Consider the following 13,729-nt stretch of genomic DNA (forward strand, 5'->3'; position numbering starts at 1 on the left):
GAGAGAGGGTGAACGGGCAGCCGTTACGACCACACCTGTCGCTGACCGGGCAGCCCGCGGGCGGGCGCCGGGTGGGCGCCCGATCCACGTGAGACCGCCGGCCCCTCCTTTTGGTTGTACCGCCGCTTGGTCGTACCGCCGCGCCGTGAGGTTCGCGTACTGCCGGGTGTGCGCAGACGAGAGGGCCCCGAAACTCTGTTCCCATGCGTCGCCGTGGGATCTACAGTTGCCCAGCCCCTGTGCGGGGCCTGTGTCATTGATCCATGGGGGGTCGACAACTTGAGACTGTTCACGCGCCGCCGTGCCGCGGCGCTCGCCACCGCGGCGGCGCTCGCCGCGGTGGGCACCCTGGCGAGCGCTCCGGGCGCCGTCGCGGACGACGCCGGGCCCTGGCCGGGCACCGAGGGCAAGATCCTCACCGACGGCCCGACGCTGGTCGATCCGGCCACCGGAAAAGCCACCCAGGTGGGCACTCACATGGGGAGCTACGCGGCCTGGTCCCCGGACGGCAGCCGGATCGTCTCCGAATGGGGCCAGCTCGCCAGCGAGCGGCCCGACGGCAGCTCTCGCTTCAGCCTGCCCTGGGCGACGGGTGTGCGCTCCAGCGCCGAGCAGAAGGACATCGCCTTCTGGTGGGGCGGCAGGTACGTCGTCTACTCCACCGGCGGCCAGCTCGTCTACGGTCCCTCCGACGCCTCGTGGGCCCCCGAGCCCCTGCTGTCGGCCGCCCAGGAGCCGTCCACCGTCTGCGACGAGGACCCGACGGTCAGCCCGAAGGGCCTGGTGGCCTTCTCCCGCCGCGTCGACTACGGCTGCTACGACAACGACGGCGTCTGGGTCTACAACTCCTCCGCGAACACGGTCAAGCGCGTCCTCACCGACGCCGCGCAGCCCGCGTTCTCCCCGGACGGCACCAGGCTCGCCTTCGTCCGCAACGTCGACGGCGGGCTCAGCCGGATCTTCACCGCGAACGCCGACGGCACCGACGTCAAGCAGATCACCACCGACGCCCGCGGCTACGCGAATCCGTCCTGGTCGCCGACCGGCACCCGGATCATCGCCGACGTCCACACCTCCGGCGACAGCACCGACGTGCACACCACGGAGTACGTCGACGTGGCCACCGGCGCGACGACCGCGGTCCCCGGCACGCCGAAGGGCGGCAATCCCAGCTGGCAGCCGCTGCGCAAGAACTCCGCGGGCCGCGTCTGGGGCGCCGACGTCTACGGCAGCAACATCGCCTCGTCGCGCTGGACCTGGAACACCTACGGCGCCGCCAAGGTCCCGGGCCTGATGGACGCCAAGGCCGCCGTCCTGATCAACCGGGACGACTCGGCCTACTCGCTCACCGCGCCCGCCCTGGCCGGCAAGAAGCAGGGCCCGGTTCTCGGCACCACCAGGAGTGGCCTGACCACCGCGGTGAAGAACGAGCTGAAGCGCACCCTGAAGCCGGGCTCGAACGTCTACCTCGTCGGTGGCACGTCCATCCTCACCAGCACGGTCTCCTCGCAGGTCACGTCGCTCGGTTTCACCCCGAAGCGGCTGTCCGGTACCGACCGCTACGCCACCTCGGTCGCCGTCGCCAAGTCGGTGACGAGCAGCCCGAAGTACGTCTTCCTGGCCACCGGCACCGACTACCACTCGGCGCTCGCGGCCGCCTCCGCGGCCGGTGCCGACGGCACGGGCAGCGCGGGCAGCGTCGTGCTCAACAACGGCAACTCGCTGTCCTCGTCGGTGAAGTCGTACCTGAACGGCCTGAACCCGAAGAAGACCATGGTCATCACCGTGGGCGCCTCGGCGAAGTACGCGCTGACACACACGCACTTCTCCACCTGGCCGTCGACATACACGTACTACCCGATCACAGCCTCGACGAACGAGGCCACCTCGGTCGCCGTCGCCAAGTTCTGGTGGAGCGCGCCGGGTACGGCGGCGCTCGCCTACACCGACTCCTGGCGCGGCGGGGTCTCCGCGGGCGCGGCCATGAACGTCTTCGGCCCCGTCCTGTGGACCGCCAAGGACAGCCTCTCCAGCGAGGTCAAGAGCTACCTGCTGCGCGAGTCGGCCAGTACGGACGCGGTGATCGCGTTCGGCGGAACCGGTTCGGTCGCCAAGACCGCGCTGGACACCGCGGGCGCCGCGATCAGCGCGAGCGCCAGCCAGTTCGTGTACCACCCGTACTACGACGGCGTCGTCCCGACGGCCTCGCGGCAGAGCACCTACGTGGCCCGCACCAACGGCGGGCAGCCCGCCACGGTCGCCCGTACCGGCCCGACCGGCGCGGACCCCCACCTGGACTCGCTCAAGACGGTCCAGCACCAGTAGCGCGACGTGACGGGGGCGCCGACCGGCATGGACGGTGCCCCCGCCGCACGGGCCGGGAACACCCTCGCCGCGCCGCGTGAGCGCGAACTCCGGCTTTCCCGGCGGGACTTGCCCCGCCGCGGCTTCTGTCGCCGCGTCGTGCGCGCGCGAACTCCGCTTCTCGTGCCGCCACGTGTCCCGCCGCGGCTTCCTTCGTGGTGGGGCGCAGTACCTTCTACCCGGTGGCCACGGCTCCGCGTCACGCCTCGACAGGCTCTTGCGGCCCGGGACTTCGGCGTGCGGGCGGCGGGGACGGGAGCGCGCCGCGGACCGGGTGCCCCTGCGACCGGCGGAGCCGCGGGGTCCCGGTCCACGGCCCGTCAGAGCGCGACGGCCGGATAGGCCTCGGTGTAGCTGTCGCCGTCGGCTCCGTGGTAGACGCACCTCCGCGCGGCGAGATCGACGTCGTACCGGACGACACCGGCCTTCCAGCAGCCCCGGACGAACTCGGGGAATGTGCTCTCACCCGCCTGGTCCGTGCGGAGTGCGGCGAGGAGGGCCGGGCGGTCGAACGGCGCGACGCCGACCGTGCCCGTGATCAGGGGCTCGCCCTGGACGGCGACGGGACCCGCGTCGGTGAGGTAGAGCATCGTGTTCGACGGCACGGCCATCCGGCAGTGGGTGACCCCGGCCTGCCGCAGGACCTCCGCCAGCCAGGGGAACCCGCCGATCGCGGGGCGGATGGCGGCCGCACGGTCAAGGGCGGCCCGCAGGCGGTCGATCGCGTCGTTCATGGTCGTCTCCGGGAGGGTGATCGGGCGGTTCCCCGCTTCCTGTTCCTATACTGACAGTAGGTTCACAGAGTGGCAACATGTTGTCAATCAAAAGGAGTGGTGGGGCATGCCGGACGAGATCGCGTTGCTGGTGGCGGACGTGTTCGAGGCGGCCGGAGTGCTGCGCAGGTCGGGTGAGGCGATCGCCGCGACGGAGGGGCAGACGCAGGCCCGCTGGCAACTGCTGAGCGCGGTCTCCGCGAGCCCGCTGACCGTCGCGCAGGCCGCCCGCCGCCTCGGCGTCTCCCGGCAGGGGGTCCAGCGCGTCGCGAACGACCTCGTCGGTGAGGACCTGGCCGCCTTCCGGCCCAACCCCGACCACCGGGGTTCGCCGCTCCTGGCCCTCACCCCCGACGGCCATCGGGTGCTGGACGGGATCACGGCCCGTGCCGACGAGGCCCACCGCACGCTCGCCGCCGGCCTCCCCGAGGGTCGGATCGCCGACGCCCGCGCGCTGCTGCGCCAACTCATCGAGGAGGTCCGGGGCCACGATGCCGGTAGCCGGTACGGTAGCCGGTAGCCGGTGGCCGGTGGCCGGTGGCCGGTGGCCGGTGGCCGGTGGCCGGTGGCCGGTGGCCGGTGGCCGGTGGCCGGTGGCCGGTGGCCGGTGGCCGGTGGCCGGTGGCCGGTGGCCGGTGGCCGGTGGCCGGTGGCCGGTGGGCCCCGCCCCTCACCGGGCCTGGCGTCGGCCGCCCGGCCCCGGGTCCGGGCGGCCGACGTGTTGTCGGTGGCGGCGCCTACGCTCGTGAGGGATGGCACAGACGTGGAGATGTTCGGGTCTGCGGTGGTCGGCCGACGGTCCCGTGCTGGTGTGGGGCGGCGGCCGGGTGAGCGCGCTGCCCCGGGGGAAGAGCGTCGCCTTCGCCGTGGCGGGCGACGGCGGACGGACATGCGTGGGCGCCCGGGGCAACGCGTGCCCCGTGCGGGCGGCCGTCCCCGGGCGGAGCACGGGCGCCCGCTGCGAGGAGTGCGCGCGGCTCGACCGGGCGCACTCGGTGGCCGCCGACACGATGGCCGATGACCCGCGCCCGTACCGCGTGTACCTCGCCTGGTTCGGACCCGGCATGGTGAAGGTCGGGATCACCGGGTCGGCGCGCGGGCCGGCGCGGCTGCTGGAGCAGGGAGCCGTCTGCTTCAGCTGGCTGGGAGAGGGGCCGCTGATGGCCGCGCGGCGGGCCGAGGAGCTGCTGCGGGCCGCGCTCGGGGTGCCGGACCGGATCCGGTACGCCGACAAGCGACGGGCGCGGTCGGCGCTGCCGGACGCGGCTGAGCGGCCGGCGGAGATCCGCGAGCTGCACGCGCGCGCCACGGAGCTCGCGGGCTGGCCCGACTCCCTGCGGAGGGCGCCGTTCCTGGCCGTCGACCACGTCGGGGTGTTCGGGCTGGACGGGGTCCCGCCGCCCGTGGGCGCGGTGAGTGAGCTGACCGCGGGCGGCGCGGTGAGCGGGGAGCTGGTCGCCGCCGCCGGACCCGATCTGCATCTGGCGACCGCGGACGGGGTGGTCGTGCTCGACACACGGCTCATGACCGGGTGGGACCTGATCGCGGGGGCGAGCGGATTCACCGTGCCCGTACGGGAGTTCCGCGAGGCGGAGGACTCCGCGGTGCAGGACGGGCTGTTCTGAGGACGCGGAGGCCGGCGGTCCGGTGGTGTGCCGGTGCGTGAGAGCGGTGGGAGCCCGGTTCCTCGGGGTCCGCTTTCGGGAAGGGGGTGGACCGGCGGTGACACTGACGGCGATCGTGGGCTCCATGAACGATCAACCCCTGACCCCTGTCGGCGACCGGCGCGGCGGGAGGTCCCCGCATGCACACGGCTGACGCCGAGGACGTACGGCGGTTCTGGGAGCGGCTAGGGCTCCCGGGACTCGTCGACGTCCACACCCACTTCATGCCCGAGCGGGTCCTGCGCAAGGTGTGGGACTACTTCGACGGTCTCGGCCCGCTGACCGGCGGCATCGAATGGCCCATCACCTACCGCGGGGACGAGGACGAACGGCTCGCGGTGATCCGCGGGTTCGGCGTACGGGCCTTCACCGCGATGCTCTATCCGCACAAGCCCGGCATGGCGCGGTGGCTCAACTCGTGGGCCGTGGACTTCGCCGGCCGCACGCCCGACTGCCTCCACACCGCCACCCTCTTCCCGGAGCCGGACGCCGGGACGTACGTACGGGAGGCGGTGGAGCAGGGCGCCCGCGTCTTCAAGGCGCACGTCCAGGTGGGCGCGTACGACCCGGCCGACCCGCTCCTCGACTCCAGTTGGGGCCTGCTCGCCGAGGCCGGGATCCCCGTCGTGATGCACTGCGGGTCCGGGCCCACGCCCGGCAAGTTCACCGGGCCCGGTCCGGCCGGCCGGGTCCTCGCCCGGCATCCGGGGCTGCGGCTGGTCGTCGCGCACCTGGGGATGCCCGAGTACGAGGAGTTCCTCGGTCTCGCGGAGCGCTACGCGGAGGTGCGGTTCGACACGACGATGGCGTTCACGGACTTCAGCGAGCGGCTCGCGCCGTTCCCGCGGGAGGCGTCGGCCCGGCTCGCCGATCTCGGTGACCGGATCCTGCTCGGGACCGACTTCCCGAACATCCCGTACCCCTACGCCCATCAACTGCACGCCCTGGAACGGCTCGGGCTCGGCGACGACTGGCTCCGGGCGGTCTGCCACGACAACGGCGCCCGCCTTTTCGGGATCGCGCCCCCGGCCGCGGACGGCCCCGGCTGACCCTCGCAGGGGTTTCCCTGAGAGGCGCCTGTGCGTTTCTCAGAAGAATCACAGGTCGCCGAAAGAATGTTCTCAGCGGGGCCCAGCAAGGTGTCCGCTATGACCACGACCTCGCCCCAGGGGCGCACCGAACTGCTGCGGCCGGACGGGAGCCCCGTCCGAGTCCTGGTGGTGGACGACGAGCTGTCGATCACCGAACTGCTGTCCATGGCCCTCCGGTACGAAGGGTGGCAGATCCGCAGCGCGGGTGACGGACAGGGCGCGGTGCAGAGCGCACGCGAGTTCCGTCCCGACGCCGTGGTGCTGGACATGATGCTCCCCGACATGGACGGACTCGCGGTCCTGGGGCGGCTGCGCCGTGAACTGCCGGACGTGCCCGTCCTCTTCCTCACCGCCAAGGACGCCGTCGAGGACCGTATCGCCGGTCTGACGGCCGGCGGGGACGACTACGTCACCAAGCCGTTCAGCCTGGAGGAGGTCGTGGCCCGGCTGCGCGGACTGATCCGGCGCGCCGGCGCCGCCGACCGGCGCTCCGAGTCGACGCTGGTGGTCGGGGACCTGATCCTCGACGAGGACAGCCACGAGGTGTTCCGGGCCGGGGACAACATCCACCTCACCGCCACGGAGTTCGAGCTGCTGCGCTTCCTCATGCGCAACCCGCGGCGCGTGCTCAGCAAGGCACAGATCCTCGACCGCGTGTGGTCCTACGACTTCGGCGGCCAGGCCAACGTGGTCGAGCTCTACATCTCGTATCTGCGCAGGAAGATAGACGCGGGGCGCGAGCCGATGATCCACACCCGGCGCGGAGCCGGTTACCTGATCAAACCCGCGGTGTCATGAGCGGACGACGACGGCCGCGGAAGCAGGGGCGGGGGCGACCGCCGCGCACACTGCGGACCCGGCTCGTCGTCTATGCGATGACGCTCATCGCGGTGGTGTGCGCGGTGATCGGGACGGTGACGACGCTCGCGCTGCGGTCCCATCTGTACGACCAGCTGGACGACACGCTGGGCGAGGTCGCGGGCCGTGCCAGCGGCCCGTTGGCACCGGGCGGCGACCAGGCCGGCGGGGACACCGGGATTCCGCCGAACTCCCGGTCCGGCGGCGCCGGCATGGTCTCGGGCGGAGTCTTCGACTTCCTCACCCGGGGGCCGAACCAGGCGGACACCATCGGCGCCGTCGTCTCGAACGGCGTGATCACCAGGGCGGTCGTCTCCGAGGAGAACGCCACCAGTGTCGGCGGCGTCCCGGACATGGGCATCAAGGAACTCGGCGCCGTCCAGAAGACCGCGCTCGGGTCCGTGCCGAGGACCGGCACCCACAGCGTGGACGTCCCCGGCCTCGGCGAGTACCGCGTCGAGTACCGCGAGGGGTACCGGGGCGCCTACTACGTCGGCATCCCCACCAGGACCGTCACCAACACCGTCAACACCCTGGTCCTCGTCGAGGTCAGCGTCACCGGCGCCGGTCTCGTCGCGGCCGGCATCGCCGGGAGCGTCCTGGTCGGACTGGCCCTGCGGCCGCTGCGCAGGGTCGCCTCCACCGCCACGCGCGTCTCCGAACTGCCGCTGCACACCGGTGAGGTGACCCTCTACGAGCGCGTCCGGGAGTCCGAGGCCGACCCGCGCACCGAGGTCGGCCAGGTCGGTGCCGCGCTCAACCGGATGCTCGACCACGTCCACGGCGCGCTGCACGCCCGCCAGCAGAGCGAGACGCGGGTACGGCAGTTCGTCGCGGACGCCAGCCACGAGCTGCGCACCCCCCTGGCGTCGATCCGCGGGTACGCCGAGCTGACCCGGCGCGGCCGTGAGGAGACCGGCCCCGACACCCGGCACGCCCTCGGGCGGATCGAGTCCGAGGCCGCCCGGATGACCGGGCTGGTGGAGGACCTGCTGCTGCTCGCCCGCCTCGACGCCGGGCGTCCGCTCCAGTACGAGGACACCGACCTCGTCCCCCTCGTCATCGACGCGGTGAGCGACGCCCGGGCGGCCGGCCGGGACCATGACTGGCGCCTGGAGCTCCCGGACGAGCCGGCGCCGGTCCTCGCGGACGCCGCCCGGCTGCAACAGGTCATGGTCAACCTGTTCGCGAACGCCAGGACGCACACCCCGCCCGGTACGACGGTCACCGCCCGCGTGCACCGGCACGGGCCCTGGCTGTGCGTGGACGTCCAGGACGACGGGCCGGGCATCCCGCCCGGCCTGCTGCCCCGCGTCTTCGAACGCTTCGCGCGCGGCGACTCCTCCCGCTCCCGCGCCTCCGGCTCGACCGGTCTGGGACTCGCGATCGTGCAGGCCGTCGCCGCCGCGCACGGGGGCGCCGTCACCGTCGACAGCGTGCCGGGCAGGACGGTGTTCACCCTGCACCTGCCCTCGCCGCCCGGTGCCGCGGCCGTGGACGCGGCACCGGAAACACGGGACGCGGCGGCGCGACACCACTCACAGGCACAGCACAGCGCCACCACATCGGTGCGACAGGGCGTCTGACCAGAGTCGCTCCCATGCGAACCGACTCTTCTCCCGGCGCCCTGCCGGCGCGGGAGCACCTTCCGGCCGGGTCCGCCGGTACGCCTGTCCTGGACGTGGTGATCCCCGTCCACAACGAGGAGAAGGACCTCCAGCGCTGTGTGGGGAGACTCCACGAACACCTCAGGCGCACGTTCCCGTACGCGTTCCGCATCACGGTCGCGGACAACGCGTCGACGGACAGCACGCCCCGGGTCGCCGCGCGGCTGGAGTCACGGATACCGGAGGTGCGGTCCCGCCGGCTCGAACAGAAGGGGCGCGGGCGCGCGCTGCGCACCGTGTGGTCGGCCTCGGACGCCCCGGTCCTCGCGTACATGGACGTCGACCTGTCCACCGACCTCAACGCCCTGCTGCCGCTGGTGGCCCCGCTGATCTCGGGCCACTCCGACCTCGCCATCGGCTCCCGGCTCACCCGGAGTTCGCGTGTGGTGCGCGGCGCCAGACGGGAGTTCATCAGCCGCGGCTACAACCTGATCCTGCGCGGCTCGCTGCAGGCCCGCTTCTCCGACGCCCAGTGCGGCTTCAAGGCGATCCGCCGGGACGTCGCCCAGGTGCTGCTGCCGCTGGTCGAGGACACCGGCTGGTTCTTCGACACCGAGATGCTGGTGCTGGCCGAGCGGGCCGGGCTGCGCATCCACGAGGTGCCGGTCGACTGGGTCGACGACCCGGACTCGACCGTGCACATCGTGCGGACGGCGACCGACGACCTGAAGGGCGTCTGGCGCGTGGGGCGCGCCCTCGGCACCGGATCGCTGCCCCTGGACCGGCTCGCGCGCCCTTTCGGGGACGACCCGCGCGACCGCGACCTGACCGGCGTCCCCAAGGGCCTCGCCCGCCAGCTGGTCGGCTTCTGCGCGGTCGGCGCCCTGTCCACGCTCTTCTACCTGCTGCTCTACAGCGGCTTCCGCTCCTTCTCCGGCTCCCAGGCCGCCAACGCGCTCGCGCTGCTGGTCTCGGCGGTCGGCAACACCGCGGCCAACCGGCGGCTGACCTTCGGGGTCCGCGGCCGGGGCGGCGCGGTCCGCCACCAGGCGCAGGGCCTGGTCGTCTTCGGCATCGGGCTCGCGCTGACCAGCGGATCGCTCGCCGCTCTGAACGCGGCCACGAGCAGCCCGGCGCACTCCACCGAACTGGCGGTGCTGATCGCCGCCAACCTGGCCGCGACCGTGCTGCGGTTCCTGCTCTTCCGCGCCTGGGTCTTCCCGGACCGGCAGGACGGGCCGCGGTCTCCGGCGGCCGACCCGCACCGGCCGGCCCGGCCCGCCGCGCGCCCGGCGCAGCCGTACCCGCTGCCCGTGCGGCGGGGGCCGGTGGACCAGCGGCCGCTGTCCGTGCGGCAGGCGGCGCCCGCGGCCCGGGACGGCGACCCGGCTCCGTACGACGGAGCGCGGTTCCCCGCCGACGCCGCGGACCCCGACCAGGGGGACCCGACCACGCGGACGCAGCCGGTGCGCCCGCACGACCACGACCCGAGGAACGCCCGATGACGACGCAGCCCGACAGGACCAGGAACGGCGCCGGGGGCGCCGCACCGGCGGACGGCGGGTCCGCCGGGGACTCCGCCCCCGCCTGGGCGCCGCCCGCCCCCACGCACGCGCCGGAGCGGGCCGGCGTCACGCACCCGCCGGAGCCGGCCGGTCCCGCGGCCGTACCGGGGAGCGGTGAACCCGTCCGGCCCTTCCTCCACCGGCTCCGGCGGGGCAGGCCCGGGGACCCGCGCTGGGCACGCCCCGCGTTCCTCGCGCTGCTGCTCGCCACCACGGTGCTGTACCTGTACGGCCTGAGCGCCTCCGGCTACGCCAACTCCTTCTACTCGGCGGCCGTCCAGGCCGGCAGCCAGAGCTGGAAGGCCTTCTTCTTCGGTTCGCTCGACTCGGCCAACGCCATCACCGTCGACAAGCCCCCGGCCTCGCTGTGGCCGATGGCCCTGTCGGTGCGGATCTTCGGCCTCAGCTCCTGGGCGATCCTCGTCCCCGAGGTGCTGATGGGCGTCGCCACGGTCGGCGTCCTGTACGCGGCCGTGCGCCGCCGGTTCAGCCCGGCGGCCGGGCTGATCGCGGGCGCGGTCTGCGCGCTGACCCCCGTCGCCGCGCTGATGTTCCGGTTCGACAACCCGGACGCGATGCTCGCGCTGCTGATGACCGTCACGGTCTACTGCGTGATCCGGGGCCTGGAGGACGGCCGCACGAAGTGGCTGGTGTGGGCGGGGGTCGCGGTCGGACTCGCGTTCCTCGCCAAGACGCTCCAGGCGTTCCTGATCCTGCCGCCGCTGGCCGTCCTGTACGCGGTCTGCGCGCCGGTGAGTCTCCGCAGGCGGTGCGCGCAGATCGGTCTGTCGGCGGGGGCGATGCTCGTCGCCGGCGGCTGGTGGGTCGCGATCGTCGAGCTGTGGCCCGCGTCCTCGCGCCCCTACATCGGAGGCTCGCAGAACAACTCCTTCCTGGAGCTGACCTTCGGCTACAACGGACTCGGCCGGATCAGCGGCGACGAGACCGGCAGCGTCGGCGGCGGTGGCGGCGGAGGCGGCACCGGGCAGTGGGGCGAGACCGGCTGGGACCGGATGTTCAACTCCGAGAACGGCGGCCAGATCTCCTGGCTGCTGCCGGCGGCCCTGATCCTGCTGGTGGCGGGCCTCGTCCTCACCAGGAAGGCGCGGCGGACCGACCTGACGCGGGCCTCGTTCCTGGCCTGGGGCGGCTCACTGCTGATGACCATGCTCGTCTTCAGCTACATGGCCGGCATCTTCCATCAGTACTACACGGTGGCGCTGGCCCCCTACATCGCCGCCGTGGTCGGCATGGGCGCTACGGTGCTGTGGGAGGAGCGGGGCAGGGTGTGGGCGTCGCTCACGCTGGCCTCCGCCGCCACCGCCTCCGCCGCCTGGGGGTACGTCCTCCTCCACCGCACCCCCGACTACCTGCCCTGGCTCAAGTGGGTGGTCCTCGTGGGCGGGCTGGCGGGCGCGCTCGGCCTGATCTTCGTGACCCGTCTCGGCCGCACCCTCGCACTGGCGACCGCGGGGCTGAGCTTCGCGGCGGCGGTCGCGGGCCCGGCGGCGTACACCCTCTCCACGGTGGACACCGGGCACTCCGGCTCCATCGTGACGGCCGGTCCGGCCGGGGCGAGCTCGATGGGCGGGCCCGGCGGAGGCCGTGGCGGGATGCGGGGCGGCCTCCCCGGCGGCGGCCAGAACCGGCAGCCCGGAAACGGCGCCGGCAACGGGCAGCAGGGCGGCGGCACGGGCGGACTCCCGGGCGGCACCGGCGGGTTCCCCGGCCAGAACCAGCAGGGCAACGGGAACACCCAGGGCAACGGCGCGGGCGGCGGTACCCGGGGCGGGAATCCGTGGGGCGCCCTGCCCGGCGGCGGGACCGGTGAGGGCGGCCCGCGGGGAGGCGGCGGCGCGGGCGGACTGCTGAACGGGGCGAACGTCAGCTCCGAGGCGAGGGCGCTGCTGTCGAAGGACGCCGGCGACTACACCTGGGCGGCCGCGGCCGTCGGCTCCCAGAACTCGGCGAGCTACCAACTGGCGACCGGCAAGCCGGTGATGGCGATCGGCGGCTTCAACGGCACCGATCCGTCGCCGACCCTGGCCCAGTTCAAGAAGTACGTGACCGACGGGAAGATCCACTACTTCATCTCGGGCGGGGGCATGGGCGGCGGCATGGGCGACGGCGCGAACTCCTCGGCCTCCTCGCGGATCAGCTCCTGGGTCACCGCCAACTTCAAGGAGGTGACGGTCGGTTCGGCCACCTTCTACGACCTGACGCAGCCGACGGGCTGACCCTGGAGGGTTGCGCGACCCCCGTGTGCGGTGGCGCCGGAGCGATCGGGCTCCGGGCCACCGCACGCCCGCGTGCGGCGCCTCGCCGGCGGTACCGGCCGATGGCGCCCGCCCACGCCGGTCGCGGAGTTGCCCGGGTGGGCGGAGGGGGCAGACTCCGCGGTGGCGGCTTCCGCGGAGCACGCGCTTAGCATCGAGGAGGACGGACGGGAGCGTCCCGGCCCGCCGCGAGTGACCGCAGTCCCCCGTTCCGAGGAAGGTACGCCATGGTGAGGGCAGCCGACCGGGCCGAGCGTCCGGCGCGGACCAGTGTCTGGCTGGAGGGCAAGGCCCCCCGGGGCGGTGCGGCACGCGGCGGTGGTCAGCCTTCCGGGCTCGACCGGGACCGGATCACCGAGGTCACGGTACGGCTGCTGGACGCCGAGGGGATGGCGGGGTTCTCCATGCGCCGGCTGGCCGCCGAGCTGAACGTCACGGCGATGTCGGTGTACTGGTACGTGGACACCAAGGACGACCTGCTCGAACTCGCCCTGGACGCGGTCTTCGGCGAACTGGCGCTGCCCGAGGCCGAGTCGGGCGAGGACTGGCGCGACCAGCTGCGTTCCGTCGCCGTCGGCTACCGCGCGCTGCTGGTCCGCCACCCCTGGGTGTCACCGCTCATCGGCACGTTCCTGAACATCGGCCCGCACTATCTGGCCTTCTCGCTCTGCGTCCGCAAGGTGGTCCGCAGCACGGGTCTGCCGCCCCACGGGCAGATGGGCGCGCTCTCCGCGGTCTTCCAGTTCGTGTACGGCTTCGGCACCATCGAGGGCCACTTCGTGCAGCGCTGCGCCTCGGCCGGCATGAGCCAGGAGGAGTACTTCCGGCAGGCCATGAGTACGATCAGTGCACAGCCGCAGTTCTCGGTCGACCTGGAGAGCGCCGCGGACCTGATCGAGGCCCGCGGCGGCGACACGGTCGAGGAGATGCGCGAACGCGACTTCACGTTCGCCCTGGAGACGCTCATCGCGGGCATCGAGACGATGACGGCCCGCGGCGCGGACACGCCCTGAGGGCTGTCCCGCTCGCCCCGGTGCCGGTGGCCGCGGGGCGGTGTCCTCAGTCCTGGGACGACAGCCGGGCCGGGAAGCCGCCCGTCGCGACCGGGCCCCACTTCTCGGGGGTGATCCGGATGATCGACTTCCCCTGCTTGCGCATCGCCTCGCGGTACTCGTCCCAGTCCGGGTGCTCGCCCGCGATGTTCCGGTAGTACTCGACGAGGGGTTCGACGGAGTCCGGTGAGTCGATGACCTCGGCGGTACCGTCGATCTGGACCCACGGCCCGTTCCAGTCGTCGCTCAGCACGATCAGGCTGACGCGCTCGTCCCGCTTGGCGTTGCGGGTCTTGGCGCGCTCGGGGTAGGTCGAGACGACGATGCGGCCGGCGTCGTCGACCCCGCAGGTCAACGGCGAGCCCTGGGGGCTGCCGTCGGCCCGGCGGGTGAGCAGGACGGCGCGGTGGCGCGGGCGGACGAAGTCCAGCAGTTCGTCGCGGGATACGGAGGTGTTCGTCGCGATGTTCGGTGCCATG

Annotated in this window: 11 protein-coding genes; 9 read left to right on the forward strand and 2 right to left on the reverse strand. The window is 73.2% G+C overall.

All coding sequences use genetic code 11. The features are described from left to right. Positions 1-279: 279 nt before the first annotated feature. Positions 280-2,325 carry a cell wall-binding repeat-containing protein gene (locus OG776_RS22070; RefSeq protein ID WP_261994523.1) on the forward strand — a complete coding sequence of 682 codons (2,046 nt, stop codon included), beginning with the start codon at positions 280-282 and terminating at the stop codon, positions 2,323-2,325. A 359-nt stretch (positions 2,326-2,684) separates the two neighbouring features. Here OG776_RS22070 and OG776_RS22075 read toward each other — a convergent pair whose 3' ends face one another. Then, entirely contained in the window at positions 2,685-3,098 is a 414-nt protein-coding gene (locus tag OG776_RS22075; protein WP_329322363.1) for a DUF1398 family protein, read from the reverse strand. A gap of 106 nt (positions 3,099-3,204) precedes the next feature. Between OG776_RS22075 and OG776_RS22080 the strand changes: the two genes are divergently transcribed. The 8 genes from OG776_RS22080 (at position 3,205) to OG776_RS22115 (ending at position 13,211) form a co-directional block, all read left to right on the forward strand. Next, positions 3,205-3,657 (forward strand): MarR family winged helix-turn-helix transcriptional regulator, encoded by a 453-nt coding sequence (locus tag OG776_RS22080; protein ID WP_148009200.1) that lies wholly within the window; start codon positions 3,205-3,207, stop codon positions 3,655-3,657. Positions 3,658-3,889: 232 nt separating this feature from the next. Continuing rightward, positions 3,890-4,762 carry a DUF2797 domain-containing protein gene (locus tag OG776_RS22085; protein ID WP_329322367.1) on the forward strand — a complete coding sequence of 291 codons (873 nt, stop codon included), beginning with the start codon at positions 3,890-3,892 and terminating at the stop codon, positions 4,760-4,762. Positions 4,763-4,941: 179 nt separating this feature from the next. Beyond that, positions 4,942-5,850: an amidohydrolase family protein gene (locus OG776_RS22090; RefSeq protein ID WP_148009198.1), complete on the forward strand. Its 909-nt coding sequence runs from the start codon at positions 4,942-4,944 to the stop codon at positions 5,848-5,850. Between the two features lie 99 nt (positions 5,851-5,949). Then, positions 5,950-6,690: a response regulator transcription factor gene (locus tag OG776_RS22095; protein WP_187285610.1), complete on the forward strand. Its 741-nt coding sequence runs from the start codon at positions 5,950-5,952 to the stop codon at positions 6,688-6,690. Further along, positions 6,687-8,336 carry a sensor histidine kinase gene (locus OG776_RS22100; protein ID WP_148009196.1) on the forward strand — a complete coding sequence of 550 codons (1,650 nt, stop codon included), beginning with the start codon at positions 6,687-6,689 and terminating at the stop codon, positions 8,334-8,336. The genes OG776_RS22095 and OG776_RS22100 overlap by 4 nt, the downstream gene beginning before the upstream one ends. 14 nt (positions 8,337-8,350) lie before the next feature. Beyond that, the gene (locus tag OG776_RS22105; RefSeq protein ID WP_148009195.1) at positions 8,351-9,862 is read left to right on the forward strand and encodes a bifunctional glycosyltransferase family 2/GtrA family protein; all 1,512 of its coding nucleotides are present in this window, start codon (positions 8,351-8,353) and stop codon (positions 9,860-9,862) included. Further along, positions 9,859-12,159, forward strand: coding sequence for an ArnT family glycosyltransferase (locus tag OG776_RS22110; RefSeq protein WP_148009194.1), 2,301 nt, complete (start codon positions 9,859-9,861; stop codon positions 12,157-12,159). The genes OG776_RS22105 and OG776_RS22110 overlap by 4 nt, the downstream gene beginning before the upstream one ends. A gap of 266 nt (positions 12,160-12,425) precedes the next feature. Then, complete coding sequence (locus tag OG776_RS22115; RefSeq protein ID WP_148009193.1) at positions 12,426-13,211, forward strand: TetR/AcrR family transcriptional regulator; 786 nt, start codon at positions 12,426-12,428, stop codon at positions 13,209-13,211. A 46-nt stretch (positions 13,212-13,257) separates the two neighbouring features. Here the strand turns inward: OG776_RS22115 and OG776_RS22120 are convergent, their stop codons facing one another. Next, a complete protein-coding gene (locus OG776_RS22120; RefSeq protein ID WP_148009192.1) occupies positions 13,258-13,728 on the reverse strand; it encodes a PPOX class F420-dependent oxidoreductase in 471 nt (156 codons plus the stop codon). Position 13,729 lies beyond the last annotated feature (1 nt).

Source organism: Streptomyces sp. NBC_01689 (genome assembly GCF_036250675.1).
In the GTDB taxonomy this organism is placed as follows: Bacteria; Actinomycetota; Actinomycetes; order Streptomycetales; family Streptomycetaceae; genus Streptomyces.